This window comes from Sulfurimonas sp. (genome assembly GCF_029027585.1).
Lineage (GTDB): Bacteria > Campylobacterota > Campylobacteria > Campylobacterales > Sulfurimonadaceae > Sulfurimonas.
On the sequence record NZ_CP093397.1, the window covers coordinates 385263 to 403488 of the forward strand.

The 18226-nt window shown below is 30.3% G+C and carries 18 protein-coding genes; 5 read left to right on the forward strand and 13 right to left on the reverse strand.

Annotated features, from left to right (window positions below):
* Nucleotides 1–2: 2 nt before the first annotated feature.
* Nucleotides 3–2285: a hybrid sensor histidine kinase/response regulator gene (locus MOV50_RS02015; protein ID WP_321778766.1), complete on the forward strand. Its 2283-nt coding sequence runs from the start codon at nt 3–5 to the stop codon at nt 2283–2285.
* Nucleotides 2286–2288: 3 nt separating this feature from the next.
* On the opposite strand, the gene MOV50_RS02020 is transcribed toward MOV50_RS02015, so the two are convergent.
* Entirely contained in the window at nt 2289–3038 is a 750-nt protein-coding gene (locus MOV50_RS02020; RefSeq protein WP_321778767.1) for a response regulator, read from the reverse strand.
* A gap of 123 nt (nt 3039–3161) precedes the next feature.
* Nucleotides 3162–4112 (reverse strand): 5'-nucleotidase, encoded by a 951-nt coding sequence (locus tag MOV50_RS02025; protein ID WP_321778768.1) that lies wholly within the window; start codon nt 4110–4112, stop codon nt 3162–3164.
* 38 nt (nt 4113–4150) lie between these two features.
* On the opposite strand from MOV50_RS02025, the gene MOV50_RS02030 reads away from it, so the two are divergent.
* Nucleotides 4151–4408: a GIY-YIG nuclease family protein gene (locus tag MOV50_RS02030; RefSeq protein WP_321778769.1), complete on the forward strand. Its 258-nt coding sequence runs from the start codon at nt 4151–4153 to the stop codon at nt 4406–4408.
* Here MOV50_RS02030 and MOV50_RS02035 read toward each other — a convergent pair.
* Genes MOV50_RS02035 through MOV50_RS02045 form a run of 3 tightly spaced genes read right to left on the reverse strand, consistent with a single transcriptional unit; the run spans nt 4390 to nt 6015 of the window.
* Nucleotides 4390–5304, reverse strand: coding sequence for a nitrate reductase (locus MOV50_RS02035; protein ID WP_321778770.1), 915 nt, complete (start codon nt 5302–5304; stop codon nt 4390–4392). The genes MOV50_RS02030 and MOV50_RS02035 overlap by 19 nt on opposite strands.
* A 25-nt stretch (nt 5305–5329) precedes the next feature.
* Entirely contained in the window at nt 5330–5680 is a 351-nt protein-coding gene (locus tag MOV50_RS02040; RefSeq protein WP_321778771.1) for a hypothetical protein, read from the reverse strand.
* A gap of 8 nt (nt 5681–5688) precedes the next feature.
* Nucleotides 5689–6015 (reverse strand): hypothetical protein, encoded by a 327-nt coding sequence (locus tag MOV50_RS02045; protein WP_321778772.1) that lies wholly within the window; start codon nt 6013–6015, stop codon nt 5689–5691.
* Nucleotides 6016–6159: 144 nt separating this feature from the next.
* Between MOV50_RS02045 and MOV50_RS02050 the strand changes: the two genes are divergently transcribed.
* Together MOV50_RS02050 and MOV50_RS02055 are read left to right on the forward strand one after the other, a co-directional pair.
* Complete coding sequence (locus MOV50_RS02050; RefSeq protein ID WP_321778773.1) at nt 6160–6411, forward strand: YfhL family 4Fe-4S dicluster ferredoxin; 252 nt, start codon at nt 6160–6162, stop codon at nt 6409–6411.
* 11 nt (nt 6412–6422) lie between these two features.
* On the forward strand, nt 6423–7883 hold the full coding sequence (locus MOV50_RS02055; RefSeq protein WP_321778774.1) for a Ppx/GppA phosphatase family protein: 1461 nt from the start codon (nt 6423–6425) through the stop codon (nt 7881–7883).
* Between the two features lie 3 nt (nt 7884–7886).
* Here MOV50_RS02055 and bamA read toward each other — a convergent pair whose 3' ends face one another.
* Complete coding sequence (gene bamA / locus MOV50_RS02060) at nt 7887–10130, reverse strand: outer membrane protein assembly factor BamA (protein WP_321778775.1); 2244 nt, start codon at nt 10128–10130, stop codon at nt 7887–7889.
* 99 nt (nt 10131–10229) lie between these two features.
* Between bamA and MOV50_RS02065 the strand changes: the two genes are divergently transcribed.
* Nucleotides 10230–11060: a prephenate dehydrogenase gene (locus tag MOV50_RS02065; RefSeq protein WP_321778776.1), complete on the forward strand. Its 831-nt coding sequence runs from the start codon at nt 10230–10232 to the stop codon at nt 11058–11060.
* Here the strand turns inward: MOV50_RS02065 and MOV50_RS02070 are convergent.
* From MOV50_RS02070 to MOV50_RS02100, 7 genes are all read right to left on the reverse strand, one after another.
* Nucleotides 11057–12484 (reverse strand): BatD family protein, encoded by a 1428-nt coding sequence (locus MOV50_RS02070; RefSeq protein ID WP_321778777.1) that lies wholly within the window; start codon nt 12482–12484, stop codon nt 11057–11059. The two genes, MOV50_RS02065 and MOV50_RS02070, sit on opposite strands and share 4 nt — an antisense overlap.
* On the reverse strand, nt 12462–14315 hold the full coding sequence (locus MOV50_RS02075) for a VWA domain-containing protein (protein WP_321778778.1): 1854 nt from the start codon (nt 14313–14315) through the stop codon (nt 12462–12464). Before MOV50_RS02075 ends, MOV50_RS02070 begins: the two co-directional genes overlap by 23 nt.
* Entirely contained in the window at nt 14315–15163 is an 849-nt protein-coding gene (locus MOV50_RS02080) for a VWA domain-containing protein (protein WP_321778779.1), read from the reverse strand. Before MOV50_RS02080 ends, MOV50_RS02075 begins: the two co-directional genes overlap by 1 nt.
* Nucleotides 15164–15236: 73 nt before the next feature.
* On the reverse strand, nt 15237–15641 hold the full coding sequence (locus MOV50_RS02085) for a hypothetical protein (protein WP_321778780.1): 405 nt from the start codon (nt 15639–15641) through the stop codon (nt 15237–15239).
* On the reverse strand, nt 15642–16472 hold the full coding sequence (locus MOV50_RS02090) for a DUF58 domain-containing protein (RefSeq protein ID WP_321778781.1): 831 nt from the start codon (nt 16470–16472) through the stop codon (nt 15642–15644).
* A 9-nt stretch (nt 16473–16481) separates the two neighbouring features.
* Complete coding sequence (locus MOV50_RS02095) at nt 16482–17429, reverse strand: MoxR family ATPase (protein ID WP_321778782.1); 948 nt, start codon at nt 17427–17429, stop codon at nt 16482–16484.
* Nucleotides 17430–17467: 38 nt separating this feature from the next.
* Nucleotides 17468–18199: a hypothetical protein gene (locus tag MOV50_RS02100; protein WP_321778783.1), complete on the reverse strand. Its 732-nt coding sequence runs from the start codon at nt 18197–18199 to the stop codon at nt 17468–17470.
* Between the last annotated feature and the right edge of the window lie 27 nt (nt 18200–18226).

Consider the following 18226-nt stretch of genomic DNA (forward strand, 5'->3'; position numbering starts at 1 on the left):
AGATGTATGAAGAATTACCAAACTTAGTTAAACATAGAAATATTTTTATTGACTCTAAACATGAGATAGTAATAAACTGGTTATCTTATACTTCTCCCCAAAAAATATTAAAACAATATAACATAGATAAAGAGTTTTTTTTATCAAAATATGCTGGTGGTGTTTTTGATTACTTTATGAATGTAATCCAAGGAAGTGTTAAAATAGGGCAATGTCCTGTTATGAATGAGTTCTTACTTTACTTAAAAAACAAAGAGATGAGTGCTGATGAATTATTTGAAATATGTAATCATTTTCGTCGTTCTATGATTGACTTTTCTTATGATAAAAACCTTGATTCAAAAGATATGACAAATGAAATATCTTTTATTTTTGATAAAAACTTTAGAGGTGTTTTAAAGTTTCATACAGAAACAGTTTTTCAAAAACTAACAGATGCCAGACAAACAGCAGATTCTGCCTCACATGCAAAAGAGTATTTTTTATCAAATATGTCTCACGAGATAAGAACACCGCTTAATGCAATCTTGGGTTTTGTAAATCTTCTTATGGATGAGAGTATTTCAAAAAAACATAGAAACTATCTAAACATTATCTTTAATAGTGGAGAAAATCTTTTAAGCATTATAAATGATATCTTAGATTTCTCAAAACTTCGTAGTGGTGAGTTTACTATCGAAGCAAAAAACTTCTTACCACATGATGAAATCAGCCAAACAATGGAACTTTTTGTAGCAAGTGCAAATGAAAAAAACATAACCATCACATCTTTTATAGACCCTTACATCCCAAAAGAGTTATATGCAGATTCTCTAAGAATGAAACAAATTTTATCAAATTTTTTAAGTAATGCCATAAAATTCACCCCAAGTAGTGGACATATTTGCGTAGAAGCATCTTATAAAAAACAACATCTTATACTTAGTGTAAAAGACAATGGGGTAGGAATAAAAAAACATGATTTAGACAGTATTTTTACTGCTTTTGTTCAAGCAAACTATGACCAACTAAAAGACCTAGATGGAACAGGTTTAGGACTCTCAATCTGCCATCAACTTGTACAAAGAATGGGAGGGGAAATTGATGTTAAATCAACTTTCAAAGAGGGAAGCACTTTTTCCATAAGTATTCCAGCATCTTCTCAAAGTGAACTATGCCCTATTTATGAAAATTTGTTAAATTTTCAATCTTTAAAAATTGTTATTTATTCAGAAAATAAAAAGGATTTTTATAAAGCAGACTCTTTTTTAAAATATGCAAAAGTATTTGATATGAATGTAGAAGTTGTCGATAATTTAGATACTAATTTTGATATAGCATTTTTTTTAAATGAAGACGCTAGTGCAGATTTCAAAGCACAACTAATAAACTCAGATAAAAAATTTATAGCAATGGTTAATAAACCAAGTGATGAATATGATAAATATGACAACATTGCTTTTATATCTTTTCCTTTTTATTGCTCAAAAATTAAAGATACTTTTAGTGAAATTTTTAATCCAGATGCTTATTCCCCGCATAAGAAAAATATAGCTGCAAAATTTATTGGTCATATACTTATTGCAGAAGACAATGAAGCTAACCAAGAGCTTATAAAAATCATACTTACAAAATATGGACTTAGTTTTGATCTTGCTCACAATGGTTTAGAGGCAGTAAATCTTTATAAACAAAATCATTATGATTTAATCCTTATGGACGAGCAGATGCCAATCATGGATGGTACACAAGCGGTTAAAGAAATTTTAGAATATGAAATAAGCAAAGGACTTGGACATACCCCTGTTTCAGCACTTACAGCAAATGTAATCAAAGGGGCGAAAGAAAAACGATTAAGTAGTGGCTTTGATTCATTTTTAGGTAAGCCAATTATCTTAAAAGATGTAGAAGAAGTTTTTACTCTTTACTTGAAAATCGACCTTAGCCAAGAAAATAAAGTAGAAATAAAAAACTCCAAAGATGCCATAATTGGATTAGATGCGACTAAACTAAAAGAAGAACTTATGCTAGATCAAGATGAGTTACTTATGCTTTTAAGGTTGTTTATGAAAAAGATGAAAACACAACTGCCACAATTAACAGATGCTATAAAAAACAGAGATTACAAAAAAATTGCACTTAATGCACATAGTATAAAAGGTTCTAGTGGAAACTTTAGAATAGAGTCAGTTCAACATGACGCTGGTGAAATGGAAGCAATGTCTAAAGATGAAAATGATACTTATGACTATGAGAAGTGTTTAAAAAGTATAAAGCAAAGAATTCAAGAGATAGAAATCTCTTAAATATTACTCTTCTATGCAGTAACCAATACCAGAAGCATTTTTAATAATTTCTTTTGGTAGCTTATTTCTTAATCTCCAAACGAGTGTTCTAACACTATTTGCTGTTGCTCCGCTTTCCTGCCAAACATAATCCATAGCTTGTTCAAATGTCACAACACTTCCAAGCTGAGCGACTAAAAGACGCAAAAATGCATTTTCTTTTTTTGTAAGTTTAATTTTTTTATCTTTATAAAATGTTTCACTAATTTTAATATCTATATAATATTCGCCTCCAAAATAAACTATTGGTTTATCAGATTCTTGTTTTGTAAGAAGTAACTTTTCTACATTTAAGATATCAATACCAGAAATCACAGTATTAATTTTTCTTGCATTTTCAACTTCATACTTAAAAATAGCCATTTGAAGAGTTGCATGAAGTGATGAAGGGTCAAATGGTTTAACAATGTAACCATAAGGCTCAGTAAGTTTTGCTTGAGCGATAATATTGTCATCGCTATAAGAGGTAAGATATATAAAAGGAATGTGATATTCCCGTCTAACTATGTCACCTAGTTCTATTCCGTCATTGCTTTCATCAAGAGATATATCTATGATTACTATATCTGGTTCCAACTCCTCAATTTTAACTTTTGCATCTATGGCATTATCGCATACTGCAATAACATCATATCCATGCTTTTGCAGAGATAGATTAAGATTTAATGCTGTAATTTCATCATCTTCTACAATAATTATACTATTTTCAACCATTAAAATTCCCCCTTTTAATTTTTAAAAATGTGATTATTCTGTGATATTATAATATAACTTTGTGCTATTTACAATACTATAAAGATTATATGAATAGTGTGTTACTAAATAACACAAATCTAGCTAATTATTGAGCTTACACTCACTAGGATACAACACTTTTCCACATGGTACAACTAAAGAAGAGTTCTCTAGGTGTACATCTTGGTCATCAAAAAATATATGTGCTCTAAAGGCTTGTAATATTTTACTTTTTTCGATACCACCTAAGAAAAATGCTTCATCAACATAAACACCCCAATGTCTTAATGTTTTTATGACTCTTATATCTGACGGTGCATTTCTTGCTGTAACAAGTGCAATTCTAACTGGAGAAAATTCCATCTTCATAGGAAGTCTTTCTTGTAAAGATGCTAACTTTTTCAAAAAAGATGCAAATGGTCCTTCTTTCATTGGAGTATTTTGTGCATTTTTTTCATTTTCATGAAAGGCTTCTATACCTTTTTCTTTATAAACTATCTCACTCTCTTCATCAAAAAGTACAGCATCCCCATCAAAGGCAATTCTAACTTGCTCATCACTAATATCACATTTATACTCAGGAGAAACTGACAAGACTGCTGAAGCACAAACTCTATTGTCTATCACTACTTGGGCATCTACCTCATTTGTTCTAAGAAACAAATCAACATTAAAAGCTTCAAGATAATCAGCACTAGACTCTCCTGCAGTAAAGGCAGAACGAGTTATATTCAGGTCTATCTCTCTTATGGTATTTAAAACTCTAACTCCAGTATCTGGCGAATTTCTTGACATTACAACTACTTCAACTAAAGGAGTTTCATCTTTTTTTTGAAATCTATTTAAGTTTAAAAGTGCTTTTATCAGAGGAAATCCAACCCCTTTGTCTAGTGTTACTTCTTCATTTTTAAGCATATAAGCTCTATAAACTTCTATGGCTTTATCAGGATGCAAGGCATATTCTTTTTTATAAAGTTTATCTGCCTCAGACAAATCAAATAAAGCAGTAGCAGAGATGCCAACAACAAGAGTGTTTTGTAAGTTTAGTGCCAAGATATATCCTTTAATGCTTATTATAGTAAAATTCTTTTATGTCTTACTTTGTTTATATAGTTAAATGTTATGACAACACTCTTTACACTGGTATCGCTACTGATGTTACAAGACGCTTAGATGAGCATAACAACGCAGATAAAGGCGCAAAATATACAAAAGTTCGCCGTCCTGTTAAACTTGTATATAGCGAAGTTCAAGCTGACAGAAGTAGTGCTTCAAAAAGAGAATATTTTATAAAAAAACTCTCACGAGATAAAAAACTTCAACTCATAAATCAATCAAGCCTCCAGTAAAAAATCTCTCTTCTAGCATCTGAGCTAAAAAGCTCTTTTTCGTTTATAAAAACTATGTTATTTGGTGGTGTTTTATGTCCAACTAAACGATCCTTGAATTCTTTTGTTTCTGGATTAAATAATTGTAAATAATTTTCTTCACCACTAGAAAAAACACCTACTTTAGCACTTGGACTTAAGCCAACACAGTAAACTAAAAAATCATTTTTTATATAATAAGGTTTTTGATTTTTAATATATACTGCCATTCGTCTATCTTGCCCTGCGGTTAAAATAACACCATTTTTATATGCTACATGAAAAATATTATCAACATTTTGTCCTTTATAAATTTTTTTAACTTTTGAGCTTATAGCATCTATGAGTTTTACTTCGCCACCTTCATCAACTATTATCATCTCTTTTTTATCACTACTTAAGAGCATATCACCCAAAGCACTATATGATATATGGGTTTTATAAATATTATAATTTTCAGTAGTATCTCTTAAAATGACTTCTGAACCAAGTGTTCCAAAGACAATCTTAGTGCCATCTATAAAACGAGCTTCTTTTATCGCTAGTTTTTTTTCTTCATTTATAATATTTTTAAGCTCATTATTTTCATAAATCCATACATTTGAATATGCCTTTTTCCCCATGCTAACCATAAGAATTTTTCCATCTATATAGTCAACACTTAAAATATTTGGAGTTATCAGTTTGTCCATATCGTTAATGATAGTTGGAAGGATAATTTGTTTAATAATTTTTCTTTTTTTTATATCAAAAACATCAACTACACCCAAATCATTTGCGGCATATAGATAGTTTTGATGTATGACAAAATCGTTCACAAAACCGACGGATTTAAGTTTAAATGTAGGGGAGATATCTTTTGCATATATATTTGTCAAAACTAAACAAATAAACAAAATATATTTAATAAAAATACTTATCTCCATTTTTCAAAAAAAGACTTTCTAAAAATTTGAATTCATTTTGTTGTTTTTTTGCTCCATCATATTCTGACACAGTATATGAAAAATTAAACTTATCTTTTATTTTATCAATAAAAAGGGTAGATTCATTTTTAGTGGTATGAGATAAAAATACGATTATGGTATCTGCATCTATCTGCTGAAGCACATCTGATTGACGAATAAGTTTTTCTAGTACATTAAAAGCTTCTTTGTCCTCTGTGTTTATTAGCATCACTGTGAGGCAAAGTCTATATCTCAATGCTCTATAAAATTCATCAGTTCCAATATTTAAAGCATTTTCGATTAACATATCCATTTTTAGTCTTCTTTATCTTCTAGATTCTTTTTCAGTAGTTCAAATTCATCTTTGTATAGTATATCATCTCTAAACATATTGAGCAATTCTTTTTGTCTTCTATCTTTAAACTCTTTACCTTTTGTGCTAATTATTCTTATTTCTTTCTCTTGGACTGCTTTTTTTGCTGCTCGTCTTTGCTCTAGTGGATTATCTATCTCATATTTTTTAGCATTTCTTCTAGACCAAAACCAAGATATTATTGACATTGTTGTAAAAACTATAACAAATAAAATAGCTTCATTGTAGATACCTTCTAATGTTTTTGGATCGATACCTTCTGTATTCATTTTTTTTCCTTAATTTCAAGTTGGCATTATAACCAATATAGATGATAAATTTCACAAATTTAAATAAAAAACAGATAGTTTAAAATATTTTAAAGCTTATATTGGATATAAACTTTGACATAAAAATATTTAAGGTTTTTTTTAATGGCTTTACTAATAAATGATCAATGTATTGCATGTGATGCATGTCGTGAAGAGTGTCCAACAATAGCAATAGAAGAAGGTGATCCAGTTTACTATATAGACCCTGACAGATGCATAGAGTGTGTTAGCATCTATGACGAACCAGCTTGTATATCAGTATGTCCCGTTGATTGTATTGTCTTAGATAAAGACAATGTAGAATCAATAGCAGAACTTCAGTTTAAATTTAAAAATTTAAAAACAGAAGAATAACTAAACTTCCAATGGCAAAACGAGTAGCAGTTATTGACATAGGCTCTAGTTCAATAAGACTAGCTGTTTATGAAAAAACTTCTCGATTTGCCTTTCATCTATTAAACGAATCAAAAAGTAGAGTTAGACTCTCTCAAAACGCTTACCAAAATAACAATAATCTTCAAGAAGAAGCTATGCAAAGAACAATAGACTCTCTAAAAGATTTTTTAACTATCATATCTTCATATAAAGCAAGAAAAACTTTGTGTGTTGCCACATCAGCACTCAGAGAAGCACCGAATAAGCAAGAGTTTATACTTAGAGTGAGAGAAGAGTTAAAACTCAATATTAAAGTCATAGATGGGCAAAGAGAAGCATATCTCGGTGGTATTGCTTGTGCTAACTTACTTCCAACACAACATAATGCACTTAGTATTGATATAGGTGGTGGTTCAACTGAGTTAGCTCTTATAAACGATAAAAATATTTCAAAAACACTCTCCATCAATTTAGGTACTATTAGAATTAAAGAACTCTTTTTAGATTCAAAGAATACAGATGAAGCTATAGCCTATATTGACTCAAAACTTCAAATGATAGATAACTTAGATGTTGATACACTTGTTGGAGTTGGAGGAACTTTTAGAGCCATCTCAACGGCGATACTTAAAAATACAAAATACCCACTACATAAAATACATGCTTTTTCTTATAAGGAAAATGAACTCAGAGAGTTTTTAGTATCTGTTTTAGATGCAAACGAGAAAGAACTTCTAAGTCTTGGAATAAGAAGTGATAGATTTGACATCATCAAACCAGGAGCTTTAATCTTACAAAGAGTTCTTAAAAAACTTTTAATTAAAAAAATCATAACAAGTGGTGTTGGAGTTAGAGAGGGTGTTTTTTTAAGTGACTTATTAAGAGGTTCAAAAGACAAATTTCCAACTCATTACAATACATCTATGCGATATCTATTAGATGCTCATGTAAGTGAGAAAAAATTTGCAAATTTACTAAACTCTCTTGCTAAAAAAATCTTTGATTTAACGCATAAGCATCTAGGCATAGATAAAAAATATCGCAAAGACTTAGCAATGGCAGCAAAACTATACCCTAGTGGTGGAGATGTACATTTTTACTCCAAAAACAAGCATAGTTATTATCTAGTTCAAAGTGCATTAGAGTATGGGGTAACTCACAATCAAATTACTCTTATTGCTACTTTATGTAAATATGCTAAAAAGAAACTTCCATCTTCTTCGCATCTACAAAAGTATGCTTTACTTCTTCCAGATACAAATACTACAAATGCACTTAGTTATCTACTCTCTCTTAGTATCTCTTTACTTGTTCATAGACCTAGAAATATTGACTTTGAATTAGTTTTTTGCGAGGGAATATTAAAAATAAAATCTAGTAAAAATCTTTGTCTTAGTAAAGAAGCAGTAGAAAAACTAGAAGTTATAGAGAATTTAAAGACAGAATTTTAAAACTTAAAATCTCTGTCCCATGGTAAATTCAAAACTTGAAGTTCTATCATTTGGTTGGTTATTAAGTGGTCTTGCAAACATCAATTGAACTGGTCCAACAGGTGAAAACCACTCTAGTCCAAGTCCATAACCACCACGAGAAAATTCACTTAAAGAATCATCACCGATAAAACCCCAGTCAACAAAGACAACCATTCGCATCTTAGCTTTTGGAACAAGTGGTAAAGAAAGTTCAACACTATTTGAAAATGTCTGAGTACCACCAATAAGCCTTTCTGTACCATCTTTTTCTTTAACACTTGGAGAGATAGAGTAAGACTCATAACCCCTAACGCTTCCAAGTCCACCCATATAAAATCTTTCTGCAACTGGTAAGTAACCAGTATCTGCGGCAAAATAAAACCTAGCTTTATATCTAAAAATAGCATCAAAACCTATATGATCTTCAAGCCCATAATATTTTCCAAAATTTGTTCTTGTTTTAAAGAAATTTGCTTCTCCACCCAAACCAGATTTTTCAAAACTCTGCCTAAAAGTTAAACCTTCTCTAGGAAGATAATAATCATCTGTATTATCAAAACTAGCACTAATTGTAATAGCACTTTTTGAATAACTTTCAAAATAATAATTTACAGTTTCATTATTTTCATCTACACCAAGAACATCATGTAAATTATAATCATTTTTTGAATAGTTATAGCCTACATATCCACTAATATTTCTAGAAAATCTATGACCTGTTCCAACACCAGCACCAATAGTACTAACATCATAATCGTTATACTCAATATCTGACATATAGACAGAGAAGTTACCGCTAAAATCGCTATCGTTTAAGCGTGGATTTGAAATATTAAAAGAGTAGTTTTTTGTCTTCCCCGAGCGTTCTACCTTTACACCCATATTTATACCTGAACCCCAAATATTTCTGTCATTTACAGCTAAAGTTACTAAAAGACCACCATAACTTCCATATCCACCACCGATTTGTATATTACCTGTTGGTGCCTCTTTTAGTTTTACCACTAAGTCCATCGTAGAGTTATCTATTCTTTTTTCTTCTATGGTATTTCCATCAAAAAATCCAAGTCTTCCAAGAGAATTTCGCGAGTCTTTTAAATCTGTAAGCGAGTACATATCCCCTGGTCCTAAGTATAACTCTCTTCTTACAATTCTATCAAGAGTTCTTGTATTACCAGAAATCACAACATTTCTTATTTTTACTCTCTGTCCAGGTGTGATTTTAAAAACAACTTCAACAGTTTGGTCTTTTTTATTTTTTCTTAAATCTGGCGTCACTTGAACAAAGGCATAACTCAAATCAGCTATAAGAGTTTTTATTTTTTGGGCATCTTCACGAAATGTTTTAATATTAAAAGGTTCACCTTCTTCTAACTCTATAATTTCTCGTATTTTTGCATCATCTATAACTTTATCTACTTGATGAAGAGAAATTTTTCTTATCTTATAAACTTCACCTTCTTCTATCTGGTAACTCATTTGGGCTGTATAATCATCAAAGTTTACTCTAACAAAAGGCTCATCTACTTTAGCATCTAAATAACCATGTTGCATATACATATCACGAATTCTAAGTGGGTCATATGCTAAATCAGATAGCTTCATATCTCCACTATTTCGTCCCCAAAACCAACCCATAAACTGATGTTCTTTATTGGCGATAACTTCATCAAAGAGATCTGTATCTAATTTCTTAACACCGCTATAATCAAGACTTTGGATGATAATCTCTTCACCTTCATTTGCGATAAATGTTACTTTTATACTTCCATTATCAAGGTGTTCTTCTTCTATCTCCACAACGCTATCAATCTTTCCATCTTGACTTATTGCTTCTATAATTCTTTTTTTAGCTGCTAGTAATTTCTTTTTATCGTATAAAGAACCTCTTTTAATCTGGATAACACTATCCATGATATCTTTATCGTTCTCTTTCCAACCCTTTAACTCAATCTTAGAAATAATTGCTTTTTCTTTAAAATGAAAAGTTAAATTTCCATCATCAAACTCAGCCCAAACATCACTAAAATAACCTTGTTTAAAGTATTTTTTAATTGCTTTATCTAAAATTTTCTCATTAATATTGTCATTTACTTCAAAGTCCAACATTCTTAATGCAACAGGCTTAGATATATGTACCATGCCTTCGTATTTTATAGACTTAATTGTGATTGCTGATAGATTTACACTTAGTAATATTAGCAAAAGTGCTAAAAAGTTTCTCATTAAAATTCCATAATTGTAAAATAAAAAAAGATTTTACCTTTAATGAGGTTAATATCAAGTAAATCTTGTATAATTTGTCAATTAAATATAAGAAGAATTATGAATATAGCTATTGTTGGACTTGGACTTATGGGCGGCTCACTTGCTCTTAGTCTGAAAAAATTAGATTTTGTAGATGAAATTGTTGGAAGTGACCATAATGAAGAGCATAAAAAAGAAGCTTTAAAATTAAGTTTAGTTAGTAAACTCGTAGAGTTTGAAGATGTAAAAAACTATGATGTTATTTTTCTAGCTATTCCTGTTGATGGCGTCATCTCTGCACTAAATGATTTAAAAGATGTAGATGCAAATGTCACTATTATAGATTTAGGTAGTACAAAATCAAAAATCATCTCTTGTATTCCAGCATCTATACGAAAAAACTTTGTCGCTGCTCACCCTATGACAGGAACAGAATATTTTGGTCCTTCAGCTGCTGTTGATGGCTTATATGCAGGTCAAGTTGTTGTTCTTTGTGGTTTAGAAGACAGTGGAGAGCATCAGCAAAAAGTTAGCAAAAAAATCTTTAAAGCACTTGGAATGAAAAAGCATTTTATGAAAGCTGATGAACATGATCGCCACGCCGCTTTTATTTCACATATGCCTCATGCTATCTCTTATTCTATTGCCAACACCGTTATGAAACAAGAAAATAAAAATAATATCTTAGCTCTTGCAGCAGGTGGATTTCGTTCTATGAGTAGGCTTGCTAAGAGTTCTCCAAATATGTGGGAAGATATTTTCAGACAAAATAAAAAAGATTTACTTGAAGCAATAACTCTTTTTGAAGCAGAGTTAACAGGTCTAAAAAAATCAATCCAAAATGATGAATGGGAAAATGTCAATAAAAATATGACTGACGGAAATAAACTACACGATATTTTAGACTAAGAAATATCGTGTTTTTGAATTATGTCTTTTAAAAGTTTTTTATCTACTTCTATCTTAGCATTTTCATAAATATTTTTTTCCAAAATATCCATTATATTTTTAACATCTTCATCATTTTTATATGGAAGTAGTTTTACTAAAAGTATCTTTGGCTCTTTTATGCAAACTTCTTGTTTTTTAGTTTTAAACTTGTATGATTTTAAAAACATTATCAAAACCCCAGATGCTAAACCTAGAGTAAAAATAAGAACAAACCAATACTCTGAAATTCCACTGTTTTGACTTAGAATTACTTTTTCTTTTTCTTTTACTTTTTCTTTTTTTATAATTAACTCAACTTTAGGTTTTGAGTTTTTTACTTTTATGTTTATGGCATCTGTTGAAATTGTTTTTATCTCTTTTGTTAAAGGATTAAAATATTTAAGAGTAAAAGGTTTTATACTAAAGTCACTCTCCCCAACAAAAACTATCTTTTGAGTTAAAGAATCACCTTTTAAAACTATCTTTTCATCAAAAATATTTACGCCATCTATATATGGTTTAAAACTTTTTATATCTTCTAGGTTTCCATTTCCTTGCACTTTTATAGTTAGATTTATCGCTTCATTTACATTTATCTCCCTCTTATCAGAAGTTGCAGTTATAGTAAATTCTCCAACTAAATGCACACCTTTTGGAAGTTCTTTTACTTCTATATTTAACTCATTAGAAAAGTAAGTTTTCCATTTTATTTTTGGTATCCAAGAACCCCAACTATCACGAACATGCGCTCTAGACGCTATTCGCATCTGTGCTGAAGTTATCTTTAATCTTCCTACTCTTTGCGCTGCCATTTGGTATGTTATTTTTGTTATTGAGTATTGTCCATCTTGGCTTCTTGTAGGTTCTGATTCACTTTTTATCCAAAACCCTTTTAGTTTTGGAGCTACAAATTTACTATCAACTGCCTCAGCATTTCTTTTTTGTTTAAAAAGTAAGTTTACTTCAAAAGCTTCTCCAACGAAAACTTCTTTTTTAGAACTCTCTAAAACCAAAATAAAATCAGCATCTTTATTTGCTACAACTTTTTGAACATTTACTTCAACCTTATTACTCTTATGTGTTTTTCCATCTATTTCAACTTCAATCGCTTCTATAACACAACTTTTTTGAGGGATAAACTTATAGCTCAAAATATTACTTCGCGAGATACTTCCATTTATCATCTCAATAGAAGTTTGGGATGCCGTAGAAATCACATCAACACCACAAAGAGAGTTGATAATAGGTCTTGTAATATCAGAACCTGACAGATGTAAATAGTATGTTACCATCTCTCCAATCTCAACATTTTTAGCATCTACACTTGCTCTAACACTAGCAAATATTACTAATGGAGTCATTAAGAGTATTAATATTATTTTACCAAGGTTTTTCATTGTCATTTGCCTCTTTAGGTTTTTCTTTATTTAGTTTATACATATATGTATTTTTCTCAAGATTTATTTCATTTAGCCATTTTGCTTCTTCTGCATCACTCATTTTTGACTTTTGCATATTTTGAGCCTTATTCGCCGATTTATCATTTTTTTTATCTTTATTTTTTTCTAACTTTTCAAGTTTTTGTTTTTCTTGTTTTTCTTGTTCTTCTTTTTTCGCTTTATCCTTTTGTTCTTTTTGAGAATCTTTTTCTTCTTTACTCTTCATATCATCAGATTTTTGTTTTTTATCTTTTGACTCTTTTGATTTAGAGCTATCTTTATCTTTTTTATTTTTATCTTTTTCTTTTTCTTTAGAGTCTTTATCTGCATCTTTGGAATCTTTAGATTTTTTATCTTTGTCATTTTTATCTTTATTTTTACTATCTTTTGATTTACCTTTATCTTTTTGTTTTTTTATAAGTTTTTTAACTTCCTCTAAATTTTCTCTAGTATCTTTGTCTTCTTTTATCTTTAAAGATTTTTCATAAGATTCAACTGCCTTTTGAAGATTTTTGTTTAAAGCCTGAGCATTTCCAAGATTTGAGAAATTTTTTGCTCTGTTATCTTTAGTATCAAAAGTTGCTTTTTCATAAGATTTTATAGCTTCTTTGTATTTTTTTTGTTTATATAAAGAGTTCCCTGCATTAAAATGACTCTCGCCATTTTTATTTTTTTCACCATACAACTCATATATAGATGCAGACTTTTTATAGTCTCCCTTTTCATAAGCAACTTTTGCCTCTCTAAGTTGCATAAAATCTAAAACTCCTGCTTTAGCATCTATAGATGCCAAGACTAAAACAGATAAAAACAAGACACTAGCAGATGAATTCTTAAATACTCTACTCATAGAACTAGTCGCAATAAGCAATAACAAAAGTGCCATTGCTAAAGGATAGTAAAACAAAGGTATATACTTGTGTATCTCTTCACTTTTTAACTCTTTTGTGTTGCTTGTACTTTTTATCTCTTTTAGCATTGCTAATATATCACTATTTGAAGTTGTGCTTTGTATATAAACTCCACCTGTCTTAACAGCTAAATCTGCTATATTTTCATTTAGTCTTGATACTAAAATCTTGCCCTTGTGTTTTATAAAGTTTCCATTTTTTAGTTTTATGGGAGCACCTTTACTTGTACCTATTGCCAAGACAAAAACTACTATATTGTTCTCTTTAGCAAAAGATATTTCATCTGAAAAATCTTTGGCATCTCCTCCATCACTAAGAATTAAAAGATACTTTTGAGTTTTAGTTTTTGATGAAAGAGCAAACGACTCCAAGATGGAAAAAAAGTCTGTTCCTTTTTCTGTTATGGAAGTTGTGTCTAGTTGAGTTAGTAAAAAAGAAACTGCTTTTGCATCAAAACTAAGAGGAGAAACAAGGTAAGAGTTTTTTGCAAATGCCATTAAACCTACTCTTTGATTTGTGGAATGCTTAAGTAGTGTAAGTGCTTTTTGTTTTGCTAAATCTAAACGATTAGGATAAACATCCTGTGCAAGCATAGAATCAGAAATATCAAAAGCTATCATAATATCTGAACTTTTAGCCTTTACTAAAACTTTTCCATCATCTATAACAGGCTCTCCTAAAGCAACTATAATAAAAAATCCCATAAGAAAAAAGAGTGCATTTCTTGCACGAGTAGTTAAAGTATTTGCACTAACTCTAAGTTTATCCATAACCTCTTTGCTAAAAAAATGAGCCTCACTCTCCTTTTGTGTAAGTAAAAGTCCAAAGAGTATAAATAGCGGAGGCAACAAATAGTATAAAAATTCAGGATGTAAAAAACTCACTATGCTCTCCCTCTTTTGTTTCTCAAATAAATATACCCCATTAAACAAAGTAATGATAAAAGAAGAGGGTATTTATAGTAGTATTTAATATATGAAAAAGTTTGAGCTTGAATCTTTGACTTTTCAAGCTTATCAATCATCGCATAAACTTCTTCTAACTCCATCGCACTTGCAGCTCCAAAAGCTTTACCACCCGTTTTCTCAGCAATGTTTAACAATACTGCTCTGTTGTACTCATGTGGCATTCCTATGCCTATAGGATAAACTTTTATATCCTCTTTTATAGCCATTTCAAGAGCTACTTCAAGAGGTATTTTGTCTATGTTTGGTGTTGAGTATCCATCTGTAAGTAAGATAGCAACCTTACTTTTGGACTCACTCATCTTTAAAAGGTTTACCCCTTGAGCTAAAGAGGTATGAAGTGCTGTGTATTTTCCAGCCATTCCAATGTAGAGTTGAGAAAGAATCTTGTTTAAAATATTTGCATCATAAGTTAGAGGAGATGCTATAAAAGAGTAGGCTCCAAAAACAACTAAACCTATGTTGTCATTTTGTCTAGCTTTAATGAATTTACCTACTATATCTTTAACAACATCAAATCTTGATAGTTGAGGGTTAACAACATCAAAACCTTGAGCTTTCATGGACTGAGATGCATCTAGTATAAGTACTATTTCATATCCATCTCTTGGTTCTAACTCATAAGGCTCATCTTTTACAGGCGACATCAAAGAAATGATAAGCATTACAATTCCAAGCCATTTTAAAAAAAACAAAAGCTTAGATGCTGATACAGAAGAGTTCATAAATTGACGAGTATGTGGAAAATACAAAGAAGGAAGTTTCATTTTGCAATATTTCGCGCAAAGTATAAAAAGCAAAATAATCAATGAAAATAGAGGGAACTCAAAATAAAGTCCATCAAACATTAAGCATACCTTTGTAAAGTTCTATATAATCTAAAACTTTACTATCAAACTCATCTACCTCTTGTTTATATTTATATATTTCTAGTCTTTGAACTAAGTTCTCATATATCTCTTTGTGTTTTGGGCTATCATCTTTAAATATTAAGCCTAAAGAAGTAATCTGATAAGCTGATTTTTTTGTATCTTTTAAACTAAGTACATTTATGGATTTTAAATTCTCTTTTCTTTGATTAAAGGCATTTCTCGTTTTCATCCATCTATAAAGTACATAAGATAGTACAATTAACACTATTATTGCAATAAAAATAAGAGCTGAAAAATAATAAAGAGAATACTCTTGTACTTCTAAAAGAGGTTTTATATCATGTAGTGGAATATCAAAACTTTTCTCTGCCATCTACCTACCCTCAAATAATCGTCTAAGTTCTACACTTGCTAAAGAGTGAGTATATATTTTTGTAAACCTGACCTGATATTTTCTAAAAGTTTCATATAGATTATGGTCATGCATCTGTACTTTTTTTGCATAAGCTTTTACACTTGAAGCATTAAAGTCACCTTCTAGTGTCGCTCCACTCTCGGGGTCAACTAAAGAAGAAAATCCCATCTCAGGCGGTTTTTCTTCTAAAGTATCTCTAACTATTATAGATATAACTTCATGTTTTTTAGCTAAAAGTCTAAAGTCTGGTATTTCAAAAAAATCTCCAACTATGATGATTAAAGATTTTCTTTTTAAGCGTTTATAAAGTGTATCGGCGATAACTTTAAAATCAACTTTTTTGTTTATTGCATCAAAGTCTAAAATCTCAGATACATTTTTTTGAATTTGATGAAGTTTTTTACTTGGTTTAGTATTTGAAATCATTTCATCTGTAAATATATACGAACTTAGCAAATCTCCATTTTTTAGCGTTGAAAAACTTAAAAGTGCTGATATTTCAGCGATGCTTTCTTGTTTAAATTTTTTAGAACCAAAATGTACACTTCCGTTTAAGACAGAAACTAAAACAACATTCAGTTCCCTTTCTTCACGAAATATTTTTATAAATGGTTTTTGCATCTTAGCTGTGATATTCCAGTCAATATGACGAATATCATCTCCTGCCATATACTCACGCAATTCTATAAAATCATAACCTTCACCTTGAAAAATAGATGGGTTATTTCCAACCATTTCACTAAAAACTTGGCGTCTTGCACGAACTAAAATCTTTTGTAATTTACTCAAAACAATAACCTATGGAATCGCAACTGTCTCTAAAACTTTTTGTATTATCTCGTCAGTTGTAATACCCTCTGCTTCTGCTTCGTATGTCAATATTATACGATGACGCATTATATCTTTTACTATAAAAGCCACATCAACAGGAGTTACAAAATCTTTTCCTCTTAAGTATGCCATCGCTTTTACAGCTTTAAACATATCTATACTAACACGAGGGGATGCTCCAAATTGTATATAATTTTTTAACTCATCAAGACCGTACTCACTAGGGTTTCTTGTTGCACTTACAAGTTCTATGATGTACTTTTGAACTTCTTCATCTATGTGAATAGCTTTTATTTCTTCTTTTAACTCTTGAAGTTCTTCATGTGTTACAACTGCTTGTATTTCTTCAGCATTTCCACTAGAAATTCGTTTTGCAATTTCAAGTTCTTCTTCTTTGGTATTATAATCAACTACTATTTTTAGCATAAATCTATCTAGTTGAGCCTCTGGAAGTTGATATACACCCTCTTGTTCAACTGGATTTTGAGTAGCCATTACAAAAAATGGTGGGTCTAGTTTAAAAGTTGTATCGCCAAGTGTTATCTGTTTTTCTTGCATAACTTCAAGCAAGGCAGATTGTACTTTTGCAGGAGCACGGTTGATCTCATCTGCTAAAAGTAAGTTTGTAAATATCGGGCCTTTTTTGATTTTAAAACTGTTGTTTTGAGGGTCATAAATCTCTGCACCAAGTATGTCAGAAGGAAGTAAATCTGGTGTAAATTGCGCTCGTTTAAAATTTAAGCCCAAGGATTTTGAAAGTGCATTTACGGTTGTAGTTTTTGCAAGTCCCGGAACACCTTCTATAAGTATATGTCCCTCACAAAGTAAAGCTATCAAAAGCCCATCTATCATTTTATCTTGTCCAACAACTACTTTAGCTACTTCTTCTTTGATTGTTTGTATTTTAGAAATCATACTCAAGTGACCTTATATTTAATGTAATAAAATTATATCTAAGAGGGGTTAATCATTGGTAAAACAACTGCTTCTTTCCATCTATCTAAAAACTTTTTTCTTGTATAGACCTCACAACCAAGTCGCTTTTTATATTCCATGTGAGGGTGACCTAAATTCCAAAAGCTAAAACCATTTTGCTCTAAATACTTTGAGAGTAAAACAAGTTGTAAGGTTCCATAGTTACTATATTTTTTATCCATAGAACTAAAACCACTTAAACTCGTATATGTTTTACCTATGATGTAGCCTAACTCTCCAGAAATTAACTCATTTGTATCTTTACATATAACTTCAACTGAGAGGATTTTAAAGTTCTTTTGCTCTGTATTACTCTTATGAAGTTTTTTTAGAAGTTGCATATAGTCGTTTTTCAACCAACTGTATTTATGCTTAGCATCTATACTTTTTAAAACCTCATCAAACCTTGTATTTATACAAAATTTATAAGCTTTTTTATCTATAATCTTTTTAACTTTTTGTGAAATATGAAGATTTTTAAAGTCTAAAATAGCATAATCAAATTGAAGTTCAGGGAGTAAAACTAAACCTTCTTTAGCATCGTAAGTTGTACTTATAAAACCAGCGCGTGCAAGTTCTATATAAAACTCTTCACTCCAGTCTTCACTCCAATAATAGTTATTTTTAATATCTTCGCAGATATATTCAAAAAAAACTTTATCTTGAAGTTTTTGTAGTGAAATATTGTATATTTGAGGCTGAGAAAACATAGATGCTTATAGGTGGTAAATTAATCC